At 69.6% G+C, this 19926-nt stretch carries 13 protein-coding genes; 7 read left to right on the forward strand and 6 right to left on the reverse strand.

All coding sequences use genetic code 11. The features are described from left to right. Positions 1-204, forward strand: coding sequence for a ferredoxin (locus tag ABH920_RS09860; protein WP_370348594.1), 204 nt, complete (start codon positions 1-3; stop codon positions 202-204). 218 nt (positions 205-422) lie between these two features. Beyond that, positions 423-1265, forward strand: a complete 843-nt coding sequence (locus tag ABH920_RS09865) for a serine protease (RefSeq protein WP_370348595.1) — start codon at positions 423-425, stop codon at positions 1263-1265. Between the two features lie 81 nt (positions 1266-1346). Here ABH920_RS09865 and ABH920_RS09870 read toward each other — a convergent pair whose 3' ends face one another. From ABH920_RS09870 to ABH920_RS09885, 4 genes are all read right to left on the reverse strand, one after another. Next, the gene (locus ABH920_RS09870) at positions 1347-1550 is read right to left on the reverse strand and encodes a cold-shock protein (protein ID WP_194918483.1); all 204 of its coding nucleotides are present in this window, start codon (positions 1548-1550) and stop codon (positions 1347-1349) included. A gap of 244 nt (positions 1551-1794) precedes the next feature. Next, a complete protein-coding gene (locus ABH920_RS09875) occupies positions 1795-2370 on the reverse strand; it encodes an SUKH-4 family immunity protein (protein ID WP_370348596.1) in 576 nt (191 codons plus the stop codon). Positions 2371-2436: 66 nt separating this feature from the next. Then, a complete protein-coding gene (locus tag ABH920_RS09880) occupies positions 2437-5142 on the reverse strand; it encodes a nucleic acid/nucleotide deaminase domain-containing protein (protein ID WP_370348597.1) in 2706 nt (901 codons plus the stop codon). Positions 5143-5144: 2 nt separating this feature from the next. Then, the gene (locus tag ABH920_RS09885; protein ID WP_370348598.1) at positions 5145-5801 is read right to left on the reverse strand and encodes a sensor domain-containing protein; all 657 of its coding nucleotides are present in this window, start codon (positions 5799-5801) and stop codon (positions 5145-5147) included. 378 nt (positions 5802-6179) lie between these two features. On the opposite strand from ABH920_RS09885, the gene ABH920_RS09890 reads away from it, so the two are divergent. Then, complete coding sequence (locus ABH920_RS09890; protein WP_370348599.1) at positions 6180-6782, forward strand: tetratricopeptide repeat protein; 603 nt, start codon at positions 6180-6182, stop codon at positions 6780-6782. Between the two features lie 7 nt (positions 6783-6789). Here the strand turns inward: ABH920_RS09890 and ABH920_RS09895 are convergent, their stop codons facing one another. Beyond that, the gene (locus tag ABH920_RS09895; protein ID WP_370348600.1) at positions 6790-7914 is read right to left on the reverse strand and encodes a hypothetical protein; all 1125 of its coding nucleotides are present in this window, start codon (positions 7912-7914) and stop codon (positions 6790-6792) included. Positions 7915-8181: 267 nt separating this feature from the next. Here ABH920_RS09895 and ABH920_RS09900 point away from each other — a divergent pair, with 267 nt between their 5' ends. From ABH920_RS09900 to ABH920_RS09910, 3 genes are all read left to right on the forward strand, one after another. Beyond that, the gene (locus tag ABH920_RS09900) at positions 8182-9603 is read left to right on the forward strand and encodes a S8 family serine peptidase (protein WP_370348601.1); all 1422 of its coding nucleotides are present in this window, start codon (positions 8182-8184) and stop codon (positions 9601-9603) included. Between the two features lie 162 nt (positions 9604-9765). Then, positions 9766-11349 (forward strand): DUF4214 domain-containing protein, encoded by a 1584-nt coding sequence (locus tag ABH920_RS09905; protein ID WP_370348602.1) that lies wholly within the window; start codon positions 9766-9768, stop codon positions 11347-11349. Between the two features lie 140 nt (positions 11350-11489). Beyond that, a complete protein-coding gene (locus ABH920_RS09910; RefSeq protein ID WP_370348603.1) occupies positions 11490-11639 on the forward strand; it encodes a hypothetical protein in 150 nt (49 codons plus the stop codon). 198 nt (positions 11640-11837) lie between these two features. Here ABH920_RS09910 and ABH920_RS09915 read toward each other — a convergent pair whose 3' ends face one another. Continuing rightward, entirely contained in the window at positions 11838-13004 is a 1167-nt protein-coding gene (locus ABH920_RS09915; protein ID WP_370348604.1) for a Dyp-type peroxidase, read from the reverse strand. A gap of 134 nt (positions 13005-13138) precedes the next feature. Between ABH920_RS09915 and ABH920_RS09920 the strand changes: the two genes are divergently transcribed. Continuing rightward, the gene (locus ABH920_RS09920; protein ID WP_370348605.1) at positions 13139-19825 is read left to right on the forward strand and encodes an RHS repeat-associated core domain-containing protein; all 6687 of its coding nucleotides are present in this window, start codon (positions 13139-13141) and stop codon (positions 19823-19825) included. Positions 19826-19926: the final 101 nt, after the last annotated feature.

Genomic DNA, 19926 nt, shown 5'->3' on the forward strand with positions numbered 1-19926 from the left:
ATGCGGGTCGAGGCAGACCGGTCGAAGTGCATGGGCGCCGGCATGTGCGCGCTGAACGCGCCGGAGGTCTTCGACCAGGACGAGGAAGAGGGCCTGGTCGTCGTCCTGGAGCCGGAGCCGCCGGCCGAGCACCGGTACGCGGTGCGGGACGCGGTGAACCTGTGTCCGGCCGGGGCGCTGCGTTTCGAGGAGGACCAGGAGTGAGCTCGCTCTCCGAGCTCTGCGATTCAGCGCTCTGAGAGCGCTCCGGGACACCCGATCCCATCCCCCGTACCGCCTCGGCCCGCCGCGGCCGAGGCGGTACGGGTACGGGCCCGGTCGTGGCGTTTATATCAGGACCCGTTGACACATGTCGGAATCGTTCCTACGCTCCGCCGCGTGCCAATAGGCGCATGCCACCACCCTCGCCCCATGGAGATCCCATGCTCAAGCGAACCGCGGCGATGCTCGCCGCAGCGGCCGTGACCATCACGGCCGCCCTCACCCTGACCGCCGGGACCGCGAGCGCCGCAGCGCGCCCCGGCGTCAGCGTCACCCTGGCGAGCACCATCGCCCTGGACGACTGCTCCGCCTCGCTCGTCCGGTATCCCACCTCGCGGGACACCGACCAGGCCCTCATGCTGACCGCGGGGCACTGCTACGAGGGCGGCATGCCCTCGGCGGGCCAGGTGCTTCAGAACGTGGCCAGCAGCCGCTCCGGCACGCTGCTGGACGCCGGCGGCAACGAGCTCGGCACGGTGCAGGCCGACAAGCTCCTGTACGCGACCATGACGAACACCGACGTGTCCGTGTACGAGCTGACCGACACCTTCGCCTCCCTGAAGAGCCAGTACGGCGTCACCCCGCTCACGATCTCCGCGAGCCACCCGACCAGCGGCCACACCATCGCCATACCGTCGGCGTACTGGGACCGGACCTGGAGCTGCACCCTGAACGGCTTCGCCGGCACGGTCGAAGAGGACCAGTGGACCTGGCACGACTCGCTCCGTTACGGCCTGAGCGGCTGCAAGGTCATCGGCGGCAGCTCCGGCTCCCCGGTCGTGGACACCAGCACCGGCCAGGTGGTCGGGGTGAACAACACGATCAACGAGAACGGCCAGCTGTGCACGCTGGACAACCCGTGCGAGGTCGCGCCGAACGGCACCAAGACGGAGAAGCGGGGCCAGGGGTACGGGCAGGAGACGTACTGGATCACGACGTGCCTGAACTCGTCGAACGCCATCGACCTGACGGTGTCCGGCTGCCTGCTGCCTTCGGGCTCGTAGCGGGCACATGAGAACACCGCCCGGCCCCCGTCGATGCGGGGGCGGGGCGGTGTTCGAGTGTTCGAGCTGGCGTTCGGCGCCTTAGATGGCGCGGACGTCCTCAGCCTGCGGACCCTTGGGCCCCTGGGTGACGTTGAACTCCACAGCCTGGTTCTCTTCCAGGTTGCGGTAGCCGCTGCCGGTGATCGCGGAGAAGTGGACGAAGACGTCCGGGCCTCCACCATCCTGCTCGATGAAGCCGAAGCCCTTTTCGCCGTTGAACCACTTGACCTTACCCGTTGCCATGAATCTCCTCGATACCTGCGGCCGCCCACCTTGTGTTGGACGCTTGCGCCAGCCAACTATCGCACGACAAGTGGCGTCAGCCCTACTACTAATCGTCCAGATCACCGCAGTCGGTGGTGGCTTTCACTCGCTTCCCCGCGCGGCGGCATGCCAGCACCCGTGCGCTTTACTAACTAGTACCATGATGCAACCATGAGTCACGGCCGATCAGACCCGCTCCGTCCGCTGCCGCGCGCCGCGCGAGTCACCAACCCTCAACGATCCCGTCCCACCACGCGTACTCCGCCGTACTCCCCACCATCGGATCCAGGCGGTGGACGAGATCCTGGAACCGCCCGAGGTTCTCGTAGAGCCGCTCGTAGTCGTCGAAGGCCAGCAGGACCTCCCTGGCGGCGCCCCAGCGCCATGCGATCTCCAGGAAGGCCTTCACGGAGCTGTTGAGGAAGCTCAGGTCGGAGGTCGCATCGGACGTCGCATCGTCCGTCGTCTCGTACGGAACACCGATCACCGTGCCGGAGTGTTCCAGCGCGCCGATTTCCCGTCGCCAATAGCGACCGATCCCGTACGCGGAATAGCCGCGCGCCATCATCGAGGGAAGCTCATCCGATTGAATGGCGCCGACTAATTGGATCGGCGATCGCCCCGTTTCCCTGAATATCGGGACTCCCCATGCGCGCAAGGCGTCAATATCGGCGGAGGGAAGATTCCAGGCGCCGACGGCCGGAGGCGCGACGGCACCGGGCCCGTGGCTGCCGACGAGGCGGCCGAGAGGGTCCGACAAACAGCGCTCGAACGCCTGCTGCAAGTCCCTCTCCGTCACCTGACCGCCTCCTCGCTGCGTTTCAGTACCCGACGCCAACCTACAGCTCATGGGGCGAAACGCAGGCTACGGACCGATCCAGTCGAAGTCCGGCAGGCCGTCGGCCGGGCCCGGGTAGGCGCCCATGGCCCTGCTGAGCGCCCCGGCGTTCTTCGCGCCGTTGCGGATTCCGTCCGGGTCGAGGCTCCAGGACAGGTCGCCCTTGGCATTCGGATATTGCGAGAGAGTGGCGGCACAATTATGTGGGGAAGTGGTGCACGGAACCCGCTCGGAATAGACGCCGGTGACGTCCTCCGGATCGATGCCGTTCGCCGGATTCTTGATGTAGTCGTTCAGGATTTCCTCGGAATGCAGTCCGCCGGGATCGTTCGCCGCGGCCAGATACCGCGCGCCGGGCCCCTTGCCGATCCGGTACACGGCGACGTTCTGGTTCGGCCGCACGCCCTTCGCCATCCGTGCGTCCATCGCGATCTGCGAGAGCTCGGACCGCGGGTCGTTCAGGCCGACGACCGGGCCGCATCCCAGGACGTTGTGGACCAGGACCGGGGTGCCGCCGGCGACCACGTAGTACGTGTGGACCGCGTCGACCGTCAGGTCGTACGTCACCATCGGGCCGAGGTGCGGCAGCACCGCGCGCACCACCACGACGCTGCCGCCAGTACCGCCAGTGCCGCCGGTGCCGCCGGTACCGCCGGTGCCGCTCTGCAGCCGGTCCCCCGGCACCAGCGTCCCGGCCGGGACGAAGGCCGCGGCGCTGAGGTCGTAGAACGGGTGGTTCCTGGTGCTGGTGACGGCCTGGACGCCGTGCGGCGTGTCGACGAGCACGTCCACGAAGTCCGCGTCCGTGGTGGTGACGTGCACCTGATCCACGGCGTGGACCTCGTTCGCGCCGTCCGGCTGCGCGTTCTCGACCCGGTCGCCGGCCCGGACCGCCGCGATCGGCTCGGTGCTGCCGTCCGCCATCAGGACCTGGGTGTCGCCGGCGAAGCTGTGGCTCACGCAGGGATCGGGCTGCGCCTCGTCGTACTGGAGCTCGTCGTCGTAGAAGCTCCGGACGGCCTGCTTCTCGTTCTGCAGCCCGAGATCCGAGAACCGCAGGATCGGCTTCCCGTCCGCGCCGAGCTCGGGGTTCCCCGCGGCGTCCGTCGGGGCGTCGCCGAAGGCCGGGTTCCCCTGCTCGTCGGTGATCGTGGGGCTGTACTCGAGGTCGAACTGGGACTCCTGGTCGGCCAGGCCCTGGTCGTCCAGCAGCGACTGCAGGCGGTTCACGCTGACCGCGGGACCGGGTGCCGCCTCCTGGGGCGCCCCGGCGGCCCGGGGCGCCGGCCGCGGCGTGTCCCCGCCGACGTCCTCGCCTGGGGCCGTCTCGACCGGCTGCACCCGGTCGATCGTCACCTTGCCGTCGCCGACTCGGGCGGTGGCCTTCCCGCCCTTGTTGATGGCGTCGTCGAAGGCCTTCTGGCCCGGCGGCAGCTCCTCGCCGGCGGGCGGCTCGGGTTCGCTCACGGCGTAGTCGCCGTCGGCCTCCGGTATCAGGCCGTCGTAGGTGGTCGTCGGGTTCAGGTGCGCGGTCTCGTCCGGCGGCAGCGAGCGGACGGCGTCCGGGGACAGCGTCACCCGGACCGGTGCCTGGGTGACGGGGCCGGCCGGTGCCGGTTCGGATGCGGTGCTGCCGCCGCCGGTCTCCGCCGGCGGCGCATACGTGGCGTCGGGCTCCGCCGCGTCACCGCCGCTGATCGCGGGCTCGGACTGCACGGTGTCCGGCGGAGCTTGGTCGGCGGCCGGGCCGGCTGCGGAATCGCCGGACGCGGCGGGGTCGGCCGCGTCGCCGCCGGGCGAGTCCTCAAGCGGGGAGGCCGGGAGCTCGGACGCCTGCTGTTCCAGCTCGGCGATGTCGCCGAGGATCTTCTGGCGCTCGGTGTCCAGGTCCTCGGCCTGGCCCTGGAGGGCCGAGACCGCGTCGTTGTGCGTCTGGACGTCGTTCTGCAGCTGAGTCTGCTTCGCCTGGATCGCCGACTCGGCGTTCTGCAGGTTCGTCACGGTGGACTGCAGCGAGTTCGCCTGAGCCTGGAGCGCCGACCTGCGGCTGTTGAGGCTCTCGCTTTCGGCGTTGTAGGCGTCGTACGCGGCTTGCTGGTCCGGCAGCTGGAAGACGTGCGGTTCGTTGTTGTGGGCGGTGATCTCGTTGTTGAGCGCGGTGATCTGGCCTTCGAGCGAGGTGATCTGGTTCTCCAGACCGGACTGCTGGCCGGTGACCTGGTTGGCTTGGTTCTCCAGATCGGATTCGCGCTGCTTGAGCGAGTCCGCGTCGCTCGCCAGGCTCGCCGACTGCGACTGCAGGGCCTGGGCCTTGGTGTTGTAGCCGTCGACCTCGGACTGGACCTGGGCCGCCGCGTTGCCCAAGGGGTCCGGGACGTCCGGCGGGGCCGAGGGGTCGTCGAGCTGGGACAGCGGCCATGCGGAGACCGTGCCCGCCGGCGCCGCCCCCTGCTGCGGCGCCGACGCGGCACGCGCGGCCGGGCTGACAGCGCCCACTCCCGCGCCGGTGGCCAGGGCGACGGCGGCGAGCGCCGCGGCCAGGCGGCGCGCACGGGTGCCCCGGTGCTTCGGGTTCGAGTTCCGGTTCGGGGTCAGGTTCGGGTTCGGGTTCGGGGTCGGGGTCGGGTTCGGGTTCGGGTTCGGGTTCGGGTTCGGGTTCGGGTTCGGGTTCGGGTTCGGGTTCGGGTTCGGGTTCGGGTTCGGGTTCGGGTTCGGGTTCGCCGAGCCGGCCACGGCTACCCGCTCACCTTCGCCGCGAACTGGTCGGCGACCTTCACCGCCGCTGCGGTACCGTCCCCGCCTTCACAGATCGCGACCTGCAGCACGGCCGTGCCCTTCAGCCGCGCCTGCCGGTAGCAGGCCCAGCCGCCGCCTGAGTCCTGCGAGGCGGTCCAGGCGAGCTGGGACGCGGTGGTGGAGCCGACGGTGTAGTTCCACTTCACCGTGTTCTTGTTCTGATCGGTCCGGGTCGCCGACGGACAGGCCGCGATCCCCTTGGCCAGGCTCTGGAACACCGTGCCGGACTGGCCGGCGTCGCCGTAGTCGCCGACGGTCTGGGTGACGGTGTAGTCCCCGGCGCCGGCCGCGTCCTGGTAGGTCGTGGAGTAGAAGACGGTCCAGCCCTTGGTGTAGCCCGTGACCGTGGCCGGGCCCACCGCGAGGGCGCACGAGGTCGGGCTCGCGGTCAGAGCCGGCGGCGGCTGGTTCACGGCCGAGCCGGCGATGACGGTCGTCCCGACGGCTTTGCTGACGTCGTCCGGGGACAGGATGTCGGCTTGCAGCGTGCCGGGAACCACGTGCTGCGGGTTTTCGGCGGCCGGCGTCTTCGCGCCGCTCGGCCAGAGTGCCCAGGTGAGTCCGCCGCCACCGAGCAGTACTACCAGGACCAGCACGATGATCAACGGTCGACGGCGGGTGCGGGTGCGGGGGCTTGGCGGCGGCCCGTAGGAGGGCGGCGGGACCGGGCCGGGTTGCGCCTGGCCGGGTTGCGGGAACGGAGCCTGGTAGCCGCCTCCTGCGGGCGGCGGCATCGCCGGTGGCGGCATTTGTGGTGGTGCTTGTTGCGGCGTTGGTGCTTGTGCCGGAGCGACGACGTTCAACTGCTGCGTGGTGAGCGCTGAAGTGTCGTCGCGCGCTGCCTTGCGTCGGTCCTCGCCCGCCATCGGTCTCCCCCACAGGTGTGCGTTCCTTTGTACCCGGGCAGCAACTCAGCGTACTGTCTATGAACACAGACGTACATATACAATCGGCAGCCGTCAGGGGGTCAGCAAGTGCCAGGCCGTTGGGGAAAGCAACGCGGTGAAGGTCCTTCTGACGCCGAGTACGCGCTCGGCAGGCAGCTCGTCGGCCAGGGACGGTCCCTCGAAGCGGAGGTCCCGCTGCGTGAGTCGGCCGACGCGGGCAACGTGAAGGCCAAGACCTTGCTCGGCGTGCTGCTCCACCAACGAGGACAACGCTCCGAAGGGGAGTCGGTGCTTCAGGAGGCGGCCGACGCGGGCGACGCCGACGCGATGGAGATGGTCGCCTTCATCCTGCGCGAACGCGGCGAGCACGCCAAGTCCCGGCATTGGCTGGAGCTCTCGGCCAACGCCGGCAACCCGCACTCGATGGCCAAGATGGGGCAGCTCCACCAGGACGAAGGCGCCACGGCCGAAGCCGAACGCTGGTACAAGAAGGCCGCCAAGACCGGCCACGCCGACGCCGCGTACAACCTGGCGTGCCTGCTGTTCCGACGAGGCGAGGCCGGCCAGGCCGAACGCTGGGCCCGGCGCGCCGCGGACGCCGGCAGCGTCGAGGCGAAGCGGACGCTGTTGGCTCTTGCCGACGAACGCCGGCGCGACAGGCGAGGCGAGGAGTTCCTAAGGCGACGGTGACGAGAGGTCAGGCCTTCGGCGGCGCCGTCGTCCGACTCCGGGACGCGAAACAGTTCCCGAAGAAGGGGTAGGCGTCGTAGACGATGTGGAAGTTCGCGTCCGGGTAGGCGGTCTTGCACATGTCCACCGCGCCGCCGCCCTCGGTGAAGTCGGGGCTGATCCCGGTGCGCACGTTGGAGATGTCGCCGGCGCCGGTCCAGGAACCGGCGATCAGCCGGCCGGTGCTGTAGGAGTCCCACAGCACCTCGGTCGGGCCCCCGTAGCTCGGCACCACACCGCCGCCGGTGCCGTTGACCACCGCGAGGACGGGCCCGGACGGCGAGCTGAGTGCGGGCTTGAAATATGAATACTGACTGGTTCGGACGCTGCTCAGGAAGTTCGCCGGCACCTCCGGAGTGAACTGGCCGAGATAGATGTACGAGAACGGGTGGGTGTCGGCGGACAGGAATCCGACGATCATGGTGTCACCTGATTTGTACGGAATCCCGTTCCACGCCAAGCTCACCCCGCGGCCCTGCACCGTGTAGTCGGTGGTGATGTACTTCGTCCCGCGATTGGTCAGCAGGTTGATGTCCTCGATGTTGATGTGGTGCAGCGCATCGGTCCCGTCCCAGCCCAGGACGATGTTGTGGCCGTCGTCCGAGGCGATGGCCGGCGGCCCGTCGGAGGTCTCCGGCAGCCGGGTGACGTCCTGGAGCTGCGCCGTCCCGTTGAGCAGGACGATCACGCCGAGGTTGAGGCGGCCGCTGTAGTCCGTCCACAGCATGTACAGGCCGCCGTACGGCTCGTTCACGCACGTGATCGCCGGCGAGTTCGGCGAGTAGACGTGCAGGTAGTACTGGTTGGCGACGGTGTCGGCCCGGGACGTCGAGTTCGGCTCGTTCACCGGGTAGCGCAGGAGGTTGACCTGGCCGTCGGTACCGATGAAGGCCAGGTACTCCCAGGCGAGCCCGCCGCCTTCCTGGCAGTTCGTCATCGCCATCGCGCCCTGGGCGTCGAGGTTGCCGCCGGCGACGTAGGCCGCGGCCGGGCTCGCGGTCGCGAGCATGACGGCGACGACGAAGAACGTGAGGAGCCGCGCGCAGCGCGACGTCCAGCGCGGGTGGTGCCCCTGGCTCCAGGCCTCTGACATAGGGCAATGCTGAACTCGCCGGGTAGGCGAGTCAATGACCGACACGACTGTGAATGGCGACCGCACACCAGTGCTTTCCCCTGGTCGCGGCAGGTTTGATGGAAGCCGCTCCACCCACTCGGGCGCGAGAATCCGACCGGAGGAAAGCCCGGGTCCCCGATAACGATTCAGCCAAGCGCAGGCGAATGCCATTGCGCTCAGCCCGCCTTTTCGCTGATGTGCACAGTGCACTGTTCCATCGGGGTGTTTTCCCAGACTAGGAGTCAAATGAGCACCCGCAAACGTGCCACCCGCGCCGGCGCGCTCGGCCTCGCTATAGCGAGCGCGTTCACCCTGGCCGCTTCGACCGCCGCGTCCACCGTGACGTCGGCCGGCATCCAGGGGTCCGGCAAGAGCGTGCAGGTTCGCCCCATGACCTGGGGCAGCCGGGACGTGGCAGACCTGCCGACGCCGCTGCCGACCTCGCAGTGTCTGGCCCAGCTCGCGATCAACTGCTACAGCCCTCTGCAGTACCGCAGCGCCTACGACCTGAACCGCGTGTACCAGGCCGGGATCACCGGCCGGGGGAAGACGATCCTGATCGTCGACTCCTACGGGTCGCCGACCATCCAGAACGACTTGAACGTCTTCGACAAGCAGTGGGGTCTGCCGGACACCAAGGTGGACATCCGCCGGTTCGGGACCATCCCGCCGTTCGACCCGACCGACTCCACCATGGTCAGTTGGGCCGAGGAGACGACGCTGGACGTCGAGTACGCGCACGCGATCGCGCCCGGCGCGAAGATCGTCCTGGCCGAGACCCCGGTCGCCGAGACCGAGGGCGTCACGGGCCTGCCGGAGATGATGAACGCTGAGAAGTCGCTCATCGACGCCGGCGTGCCGGACGTGATCTCGCAGAGCTTCGGCGCCACCGAGGACACCTTCCCCGGGTTCGCCCAGCACGACTACTCGTCGCTGACGGACCTGCGGTACGCGTACAAGGACGCGGCGGCGCACCACGTGACGGTCCTGGCCTCGGCCGGCGACAACGGCGTGACCAGCCAGACCCTGGACGGCAACGGGTTCTTCCCGTACCCGGCGAACTCCTGGCCCTCGTCGGACCCGCTGGTCACCTCGATCGGCGGCACCTACCCGGCGATCGACGACAGCGGCAAGCGGCTGGCCCCGGACGTCACCGGCAACGACAACAACCTGCTCGACCCGGGCGGCGTCGTCGGCGGCGGCGGGCAGTCCCACGTCTTCGGGCGCCCGGACTTCCAGAACGGCGTCAAGAGCGTGGTCGGCGCCCAGCGCGGCACCCCCGACATCTCGTTCAGCGCGACCCTGTCGGGCGCGGCGTGGGTGTACTTCACCTTCACCCGCCCGGGCTGGCACCTGATCGCCGGCACCAGCGAGTCCTGCCCGATCATGTCCGGCGTCGTCGCGCTCGCCGCCCAGGCGGCCGGCCACCGGCTCGGCACCATCAACCCGGCCCTGTACCGCCTGGGACAGCTGTCGACGAACCCGACCTTCGGCAAGTTCACCGGCATCCAGGACGTGACCGTCGGCAACATCAGCGACAACGGCGTGACCGGCCCCAGCGCGGGACCCGGCTACGACATGGCGACCGGCTGGGGCACCATCGACGGGGCGTACTTCGTCCCGGCGCTGGCGTTCGCCGCTTCCACGGAGGGCGGCCACGGCGACTAGGGCGACTGACGCCTGACGCCTGATGGGCGCCTGACGCCTGAGCTTCGCAGAGTATTGCCAGACCTCGCCGGCCGCGCCGTCAGGCGCGGCCGGCGAGGTCTTCTCGGTTCGGACGCGGGGAGCGTTGACCGCCGCCCCACCGCTGTATATAAGAACTCTGTGATGCTCTCTCCGCGCCTTCACCGCCCCGCCCGAGCCGCGACCGCCGCCGTGCTGCTGGCCGCGTCCGCGGGCGCCGCGGTGGCGTACTCCCCGCCGCGCGCCGCCGCGACCACGCTGATCCCCTACCAGTTCATCGCCAAGAGCTACACCGAGGGTCTGGGGCGGGTACCCGACCAGGCCGGTTGGGGCGTCGAGCTCTACGACTTCCAGACGAACGGGTGCACCGCCCAGGTGCTCGCCGGCGAGGCCAACCGGGTCCTGGAGTCGCCGGAGTTCGCCAACCTGGGCTACTCCAATCCGGCGAAGATCGAAGTGGCGTATCGCACGATCCTCAACCGGGAGCCCGACTCCGCCGGTTACACCTTCTACTTGAACTACCTGAACGGCGGCTCGTCCTGGGCGTCGATGCTCACGTACTTCGAGGCGTCCCCGGAGTTCACCAACCTCGCGGCCACGATCTGCTCCACGCCCGACTACGGCTTCGGAACCGGGGCGCCGGTAGCGCTGTCGCCGACCGGGACCGGATACTCCGGGAGCGAAGCCGGCCTGCAGTCCCTGCTGAACAGCACGCCGTACGGCGGCACCGTCAGCCTCGCCGAGCGCGCGTTGATCCCGCTGACGTCCACGCTCGTCGTGCCCGCGGGCGTCACCCTCGCCACCTACGGGGAGGTGCCATCGACGGGCCAGAACTACGCGGAGCTGGGCCGCCTCGCCCGCCAGCCCGGCTGGAGCGGCGAGTCGGTGCACCTCGGCGGCGGCGCGAACCTGAACCACGTCTGGGTGGACGGCGACCGGCTCCGCGAGTCGAGCTACGACCGCCTCCGGTTCAACATCATCGCCTACGGCGGCTCCGGAACCACGATCCAGTACGACCGCATCGGCAACACCGCCGGCGCGACCGACCTGGAACTCCAGGGCGTCTCCAGCGGCTACCCCTGCAGCGGCGCAGTGGTGAACCACAACCTGATCGACGCCTACACCAGCACCCACAACGCCACATCCCCGTCCGACGGCATCAGCGACGGCTGCGAGGGCTCACAGATCACCGGCAACGGAGTGGTGGACGCCAGCGACGTCGCGATCATCCTGTTCGCCGGCACCGCCGCGGTCCCGCAGGCCAGCAACGTCTCCGGCAACTCCGTCGTCCAGTCCGGCCACGGCGCCAACGCCCTGCTGGCGACCGACGGCTCGACGGGGCAGACCAGCAGCACCCCGCTGCCCTTCCAGGGCTCCTCGGTCCACGACAACACGATCTGGACCAGCCCGACCGCGATCTCGACGTTCGGCATCGCCGACGGCACCTACGGCTGGTTCGGCACGAGCGCGACGGCCGGCACCGGAGCCAGCATCACCAACAACACCAGCGGCAGCTACTCGGTCACCGCGAACACCGGCATCGCCGTCTCAGGCATGCTGAACACAACCGTCACCGGCAACACGATCACGTGGAACAACGGCACCGACCCACTCAACCCGTCGTGCCCTTACGCCGCGGTGGGCGCCTCGGTGTCGGCCGGCTACGCCTCCGGGAACATTCAGCAGCCTTATACCAATCAGCTGTACACCAAGTGCATCTTCTGGTGATGGCTACTCGTCCTGCAGCTGCCGCTGAAATAGGGGCCTGACACAGACGAGCGTAAACATGGTGGCGGCCGCGCAGATAACGCGTCTGCGCGGCCGCCACGAGCTGTGACCGAGCCCGTCTACGCGGAACACTGGCCGCCATGGCCGTCGGGTCGGTGGCATCCGGCTGCGGATCAGGGCGCAGCTCGGCGGCGACGAAGCCGCCCGCGCCGGTCTCGAGCAGCATCGCCGCCAGCCTCGCGGCCAAGGTCCTGACCGACGCCGTGAAGGAACTCAAGCCTGCCACCTGACCTCGCGCCGGCGTCTGCGCTCTTCCAGCTCTCGCCGGCGCGGCCCATCCCGGATGGCTTCCCCGCTCCGTTTCGGCGGGAGCGGATTTCACGTCGGCGACTGGTTTGAGGGCGTCCGCACACATCCACCGCAAGATGATGGGACTCGGCACCCGCGACCGCGCACGGGACCTGAAGGTCAGAGCTCGAAGGAACGCTTCACGCACCAGCTTCTGAACCGTTGGTGCCGGCGTTGCCGGGAGCATCGTGTCGGTCCAGGTCGGGCACGAAGAAGTAGCCGCCCCCCATGGTGATGGCGAACCGGTCGAGAGCCTGACCGGCCAGCCGCTGCTGAACCGCGGCGAAGCCGTGCTGCAGATCGGCCTGAAGGGCCATGAATACCAGCCCGTTCTGTGCCAGCCCCTGCGCGTCGTGTCCGTCCTGGTAGGAGTAGCCGCGGCGGACCATCCTCGGCGGCGTCATCCCGGGAGTGCGCGGATTGGCGCGGCGGACATGGGCGTCGAGCGGCGTGGTCGCGCCGCCGGGGTCGGCGGAGAACGCCGGCTGGCCGGTGGCGGCCGTGCCGTCGAGCCACTGGCCGTCGGGGCGGCGGCCGATGACCCGGGCCTGTTCGGCGTGGGACGTCACGTCCCAGAACTCCTGCGCGAATCTGATGATGCGCACGACCAGGTAGCTGCCACCGACCGCCCAGTCCGGCTCGCCGCCGCCAGCAGCGACCAGCGCCGCCTCGGCGGCGGTGGTGTGGTCGGACAGCGGCGGGTTGGCCAGGCCCTCGGTGAAGCCGAACAGGTTCCGGGTCAGGGCCCTGCCGTCCTGGATGTGGTTCTCGGGCCGGAGTCCTTGTTTGCGCCAGCGGACCGTACAGCCGGCGGCGGCGACCAGCCGGGCGGCCTCCGCGCGTGCCAGGTCCGCGCTGTCGGCGGCCACATGGACGAGCAGGTCGCCGTGGGTGAGGTCGGCGGCGAGCACGTCGCCGGTGAAGGACGGCATCGCGGTCAGACCCTTCGGGCGTGTATAGGCCGGACCCGCCTTGTCGAACCAGGTGGAGCCGAGTGCGATGCTGATCTCGGCGCGCGACGGGACCCGACCGGCGACGACCAGTCGGTGCAACGCCGCTGCCGCATCTTGGCCGCCGGGAACGTCGAGCGCCGTCAACGCCAGGTAGGTCGGCGGCGTCGTCAGGTGGGTCAGCATCGTGAAGGGCGGCCGCTTCGGATCGGAATGCGCCAGTCGGCCGGCCACGACCCCCGCGGACACCGTCCCGCCGGCGGCCAGCCCCGCGAAGCCGAGGAAGCGCCGCCGCTTGACGCTGCGGCCTGGCACGTCCGGGGCGTCGGGCTCGTCCGCGCCTGATGTGCTGGTCATCATCCCCCATCCGCGCCGTACCTCAAGTAGACAGCCTTCTGATATAGCCTATACACGAACTCTGCGATGCAATGTCTTCGAGCCGTTGATTGAGGCCGAAATCGGACTCGGCCGGGCACGGGGGAGGAAGACATATGACATCCGGGTTGTCCATGTCGCGACGGCGGTTCCGGCTGGCAGCGGTGCTGTCGGTCCTGGCCATGGTCGCGCCGCTGCTCGGCAACGGGCCGGTCTCACACGCGGCGGCACCGCCGGCGGTGCCGGCCATCGCGGCACACGCCAGCCGACCCGCCGACGGCCCCGATCCAGCAGCCCCGCCACCGGTCAAGCCGGCCTCCGCCCTGCCCGCCGACACCAGCGCGGGACCGGCGGTGTACGCCTACGACGCCGCCGGCCGGCTGGCCGGGGTGACGCATCCCGGCGGCCAGACCGCGCAGTACGTGTACGACGCCGCGGGCAACGAGCTCGGAGTGACGCAGTACCCGTCGACCCAGCTGGCGGTGCTCAGCGTCGTTCCGGCGGCGGCCCGCCCCGGCGACGTGGTCACGATCCACGGCACCGGCTTCTCGCCGACCGCCGCGTCCGATGTCGTGACCTTCGGGTTCTTCTCGGCCGGACAAGTCCTGTCGGCGACCGCGAACTCCTTGACGGTGAAGGTCCCGGCCGGAGCGTCCACCGGGGCGCTGTCCGTCGCGGTGGGCATCACCTCGGTCCAGGGCGGCACGTTCACCGTCACGGCGCCGCCGGTGATATCAGGGTTCTTCCCATCGCAGGGCGCGCCGGGCAGCTCCGTGCTGATCAGCGGCTCCGGCTTCTCCGCCACCGCGTCCGACGACGTGGTCACCGTGAACGGCGTCCGGGCGCAGGTGACCTCGGCGAACCAGAGCGCGCTGGCCATCACCACCCCGGTCTCCGGCACCGGCCCGATCCAGGTCACCACGCCGATCGGGCAGGCCACCTCGGCGACGCCGTTCGGTGCGCAGGTCTCGGCGTTCAGCCTGGCGGTCATCGACTCCACGACCCGGGTCGCCATCGACGGCGCCGCGCAGAAGGCCACCGTCGGCACCGCCGGCCGTTCGGCCCTGGTGCTATTCGACACCCAGGTCCAGCTCAATACTCAGGACCCTGTCGTGTCGGCGGCCTTCACCGGATCGACGCTGGGCCCGGTCGCCGTCTCGATCTACGACTCGGCCGGAAACCTGGTCACCGGTCCGACGACGGTCAGCGGCGACGACAGCCTGGACTACAAGCAGGGACTGGTGTCCGGCAAGGACTACCAGATGCTGATCACGCCGACCTCGGCGGCGACCGGCGCTGTGACCGTCACGCTCTCGACCATCGCCTGGGCGCCGGAGATCTCACCGACCGGCCCGGGGACCACGGTCACCATCTCCCGGCCCGGCCAGCAGATGGCGACCACGTTCCCGGCGAACGCCGCCGCCGTCGCCATCGGGGTGACGAACAACACCGTCCCGACCGCCCTGACCTACTCGGTGTGGGCGCTGGACGGGACCGTCGCGGCCACCGGGACGATCCCGGCGAAGTCGTCCGGGTCGATCCTCGTGACGCTCCCGGAGCCGACGATCTACGCCGTCCAGCTGCGTGCGTCCAACGCCGCCACCGGCTCGGCCACCGTCACGCTCTCGGCCCCGGTGGTGAACACCCTGACCTCGGGGACCCCGGCCACGGAGAGCGTCACGCGTCCGGGTCAGTACATGGCGTTGCTCTTCTCCGGCACCACCGGCGCCTCGGCGAGCCTGGGCGTCAGCGCGAATACGTTCCCTGACACGCTCTACTACGAAGTGGGCGCTCCCGACGGCACGATCCTGAGCGGCACCACCGGCTCGATCCCGGCCGGCGGCTCGACGACGATCAGCCTGGCCAAGCTTCCCCAGACCGGCACGTACGGCTTGATCCTGGTGCCGGCCGACGCGGTCACCGGCTCGGTCCAGGTCCTGCTCCAGAACGGGACCGCGGCTGCCGCCAAGCCGGCCGCCCCGTCGGCGTCGGCGCCGGGATCAGCGCCTCCGGGATCAGCGCCTCCGGGATTCGCGCAGCTCGGGAAGAACACGCTGCTGGCCGCGAACTCGCCCGGCAAGACTGACGCTGCTTTCGCGCCGTCCGACACGTCGGCCGCTGGCCAGTCTGGGTCCGGCACGTCCGCATCCGCGTCCGCCGCTGCCTCGTCCCATACCGCCCCGGCCGGGGAAATCCCGGCCCAGGGCGGCGGCCTCTGGCAGCCCGACCAGGGCAACCTGAACGGCGTCGACTGGCTGATCCGCCGCGCCGCGCCTCCGGCGGACGCCCCGCTGCGCGCGTCGGCCGGGATCACCGCGGTCTCCGGCGTCGTGCGCACGCTGGACGGCAAGCCGCTGCCCAGGGTCACCGTCTCCGTCGGCACGAAGACCACCACCACCGACGGCCAGGGCCGATTCCTGGTGTCCGGCATCGGGTTCGGGGACCAGACGCTGGACGTGGACGGCTCGACGGCCTCCGACGTCGGCCACCGGTACGGCTACTTCGCCGAGCACCTGGTCCCGACGGTCGGGCAGACCTCGGTCCTGCCGTACACGGTCTGGATGACGCAGCTCGACACCCAGAACATCGTCCGCTTCCCCTCGCCGACCACCCACGAGGTGGTCCTGACCACGCCCAGGATCCCCGGCCTGCAAGTCCACATCCCGGCCGGCTCGGTGATCAAGGACGAGTCCGGCAAGGTCGTCAACGAGCTCGGCATCACGCCGATACCGATCGACCGGCCGCCGTTCCCGTTGCCCAGCAACGGAATCATCCCGGTGTTCTTCACCGTCCAGCCCGGCGGCACCTACGTGCTCCCGGCCGGCGCCTGGGTCGTCTACCCGAACTACACCCACCTGCCGGCCGGCAAGAAGGTCGACTTCTGGGACTACGACCCGGCGCACCTGGGCTGGCACATCTACGGCCACGGCCAGGTCTCCGCCGACGGGAAGCAGGTCGTCCCGGACAAGGACACCAAGGTCTGGTCGTTCTACGGCGCCATGTTCAACAGCGGCCTGCCCGCGCAGGACCCGGTCCCGGACCCGCTGCCCGCCTCGGACGCCGGTGGGAACGCACCGGGCGCGCCGGCGGATCCGGCGACCGGCCCGGCGCCCCCGCAGAGCGCCGGCGACCCCGTCGATCTGGCGACGGGCCAGGTCACCGACCAGTACACCGACCTGAGCGCCGACGACGTGATGCCGATCCAGCTGACCCGCTCGTACTACGGCGGCGACACCGTGGCCCGGTCGTTCGGGGTCGGGGTGCTGGACAACTACGACCTGTTCCTGCACTCGCAGCTGCAGTACCAGGAGGTGGACCTGTTCGTACCGGGCGGCAGCTCGGTGCACTACACCCGGACCTCCCCCGGCCTGAGCTACGCCGACGCGGTCTTCGCCGCGACCGGCACGTCGGGGTCGTACCAGGGGTCGACGATCAGCTGGTCCACGGCCGAGGGCGGCTGGGATCTGGTGCTGCGCGACGGTCTCACGTACCACTTCCCGGACCTGTCGCGCGCGACGTCGATCTCTGACCGCAACGGCAACACCGTCACGCTCAGCCGGGACCTGAACGGCGACCTGACGCGGATCACCTCGCCGAACGGCCGCTGGATCGCGCTGACGTACAACAGCTCGTACCAGGTGACCAACGCACGGGACAACATCGGCCGCACGGTCTCCTACGCGTACGACGCGGCCGGGCACCTGACCAACGTCACGGAACCCGACGGCGGGCTGCTGGCCTACACCTACGACGCCAACGGCCGCCTGGTCTCGGCGATCGACTCCCGCTGGATCACGTACATCACCAACACCTACGACACGACCGGCCGGGTCTCGCAGCAGACGACGACCGACGGGCAGAAGTACTCCTTCGCGTACGCCCTCGACTCCACCGGGAAGACCACTGAGGTCCGGGTGACGCAGCCCACCGGGGCCGTTCAGCGCACCACGTTCGACGCCAACGGCGCGGTCACCGGCGTCACCGACGCGTTCGGAGGCCCGCTGGCCCAGATCACGACCTTCACCCGCGGCGCCTCCGGCGAGGTCGACACCTCGACCGACCCCTACGGCCGCACCACGACGTACCACTACGACACCGCGGGCCGGCTCACCTACACCACGTTCGCGCCGACGACGGGAAGCTCCGTCGACGGGCCGAAGACCGTGTGGGGCTCCTACGACCTGCCCGCCTCGGTCACCGACCAGCTGGGCAAGACGGTCACCTACACGCGTGACGGCCAGGGCAACCTGATCAAGGTCGTCGACGCCCTCGGCCGGGTCACGACGGTCACCTACAACAGCGCGGGGCAGCCACTCACGCTGACTGATCCGGCCGGCAAGACCACGACCTACGGGTACTTCGACGGCGATCCCGTCTCGGCGACCGATCCGCTCGGCGACACCAGCCGTCAGTTCGTGGACGCCGCGGGCCGGGTCACCTCGGTGACCGCGGCCACCGGTGCCGCCTCCTCCGTCACCCTCAACACCCGCGACGCCGTCACCGGCTCGACCGATCCGCTCGGAGCGAGCGTCAGCTACGGCTACGACGCCAACGGCGATCTGACCTCGCTCACCGACCAGCGCAGCGACACCTGGCGCTGGGTCTACGACAGCTCCGACCGGCTGACGCAGGCCACTGACCCGCTGTACCACAGCGCGACTGCCGCCTACGACAGCACCGGGCGCCTGACCTCCACCACCGACGCCAACGGCAAGACGACGGCGTACACATACGACGCGCTCGACCGCGTGGTGCGGACGGGCTTCGGCATCGTCGGAACCGGCAGCCCGGATTCCACGGTCAGCACGACGTACAGCACGACCAGCGACGGCGTCGCGCAAGTCACCGACACCGCAACGGCCGGGCCGACGACGTTCGCCTACGACGGATTGGACCGTCTGGCCACCGTCGTCCAGCCGACCGGGACCATCGCCTACGGCTACGACGCCGACAACCGCCGCACGAGCATGACGGCCGGCCAGGCCCGGACCGTCTACACCTACGACGGCAGCGGGGCCCTGACCAACGTGGCCCAGGGCAGCGTGTCGGCCGCCCCGCAGTACGACAACGCCGGCCGCGAGGCGAGCATCACGCTGCCCGGCGGCTGGAGCCAGAACTACACCTATGACGCCGCGAGCCAGATCACCAGCGTCGGCTACAACTACGGGACCACCAGCAAGGGGACGCTGACCTACACCCGAGACCCGCAGGGACAGGTCAGCTCGGTCGGCGGCAGCCTGGCGAACGTCACACTCCCGGCGGCGGTCGCCAACAACCTCTACGACGCCGCCGACCGCCTCGCCTACCACGCCGGCAGCCTGATCAGCTACGACAACGCCGGCAACCTCACCGGCGACGGCACCACCACCTACACCTGGAACAGCCGAGGCCAGCTCACCGGCCTGACCAACGCGACCGCCAGCACCGCCTTCCGCTACACCGCCACCGGCAGCCGCGACCAGATCACCTCCGGCGGCACCACCACCGGCACCCTCAACGACGGCACCAACCCGGCCGCGGAACTGACCAGCACGGGCGCCACCACGGCGAACCTCCTGTCGGCCGGCGTCGACCAGTGGCTGGCCCGCACCACCGCCGGCGGAACCACCCAGACGTACCTGACCGACCCGCAGGGCAGCACGGTCGCCCTCGGCGCGCCGGACGGAACGCTGAGCGGCAGCTACAGCTACGACCCCTACGGCGGCACGACGACCACCGGCAGCACCGCCGGCAACACCCTGACGTACACCGGCCGCCAATCCGACCCCACCGGCCTGGACTACTACCGGGCCCGCTACTACAGCCCCACCCTCGGCAGCTTCATCAGCCAGGACCCGGCCGGCCTGGCGAACGGCACCAACCCGTACACGTACGCGCTCGACGACCCGACCAACATCACCGACCCGACGGGCGCCACGCCCGACGCGGGGCGGAGCCAGAGCGCAAGCGTGCCGGACGAGTCGGCACCCTCGGACAGCAGCCCGTGCAGCTTCGACCCCGCCACGCCGGTGCTGATGGCCGACGGCAGCACCAAGCCGATCGGCCAGGTGCAGAACGGCGACCAGGTCGAGAGCGCCGATCCGACGACCGGCACGGACGCCGGCGGCAGGACAGTCCAGCACCTGTGGATCAACCATGACAGTGACCTGGCCGACGTCACGATCGACGACGGCAAGGGCCACACCAGCGTCGTGCACACCACCGCCAACCACCCGTTCTACGACGAGAGCGTGCACGCGTTCGTCCAGGCCGCCCAGCTCAAGCCCGGGGACAAGCTGGCAAGCACCGACGGACACATGGCGTTCGTCGCCTCCGTGGCCTCGAAACCCGGCAGCGCCGATCGGGACAATCTCACGATCAGCCAGCTGCACACGTATTACGTCATGGCGGGCAGCACCCCCGTTTTGGTGCACAACGACTCGTGCGGCGCAAAGAACGGTGCGATACCGAATACGAAGAAGCCGGTGGTCGGCAACTACCCGGACAGGGGACAGACATCCCTGTACGCCATAAACGACCCGGTAAGCAGCAATATCCTGAAGTTCGGAATCACTAATGATCCCGCCGCACGGTACAGCCTGAGCGACTACTCGGGCTGGAGTGAGACATACGGCGGGAATTATCAGATGAATATCCTGAAAAACTTCGACACCCGTGAAGATGCGCTAGCGGTTGAGCGCTATGTGACGGAACGCGTCGGAGGCCCAGAGAACTACGAAGACTGGGCACGGACTTTCCCCAACACTCTTCCGTGGGATCAGGTTCTCAACAACGGAATCACAGCACTTCAGTGGATGCCGTAGGTTCGTAGCATGTGCCGCTGGGCAGGGATGCAATCCACCCTGCCCAGCGGCCGCCCCCAGGGTCCGATGTGCCCACGAGTCGTGCCCCGCCCCTCACCGGG

The organism is Catenulispora sp. EB89 (assembly GCF_041261445.1).
GTDB lineage: Bacteria > Actinomycetota > Actinomycetes > Streptomycetales > Catenulisporaceae > Catenulispora.

Coding starts and splice junctions, on each gene's coding strand:
- ABH920_RS09915 (WP_370348604.1), bottom strand. CDS start 13,004: ATGACCAGCACATCAGGCGCGGACGAGCCCGACGCCCCGGACGTGCCA.
- ABH920_RS09895 (WP_370348600.1), bottom strand. CDS start 7,914: ATGTCAGAGGCCTGGAGCCAGGGGCACCACCCGCGCTGGACGTCGCGC.
- ABH920_RS09900 (WP_370348601.1), top strand. CDS start 8,182: ATGAGCACCCGCAAACGTGCCACCCGCGCCGGCGCGCTCGGCCTCGCT.
- ABH920_RS09865 (WP_370348595.1), top strand. CDS start 423: ATGCTCAAGCGAACCGCGGCGATGCTCGCCGCAGCGGCCGTGACCATC.
- ABH920_RS09905 (WP_370348602.1), top strand. CDS start 9,766: ATGCTCTCTCCGCGCCTTCACCGCCCCGCCCGAGCCGCGACCGCCGCC.
- ABH920_RS09920 (WP_370348605.1), top strand. CDS start 13,139: ATGACATCCGGGTTGTCCATGTCGCGACGGCGGTTCCGGCTGGCAGCG.
- ABH920_RS09860 (WP_370348594.1), top strand. CDS start 1: ATGCGGGTCGAGGCAGACCGGTCGAAGTGCATGGGCGCCGGCATGTGC.
- ABH920_RS09870 (WP_194918483.1), bottom strand. CDS start 1,550: ATGGCAACGGGTAAGGTCAAGTGGTTCAACGGCGAAAAGGGCTTCGGC.
- ABH920_RS09910 (WP_370348603.1), top strand. CDS start 11,490: ATGGCCGTCGGGTCGGTGGCATCCGGCTGCGGATCAGGGCGCAGCTCG.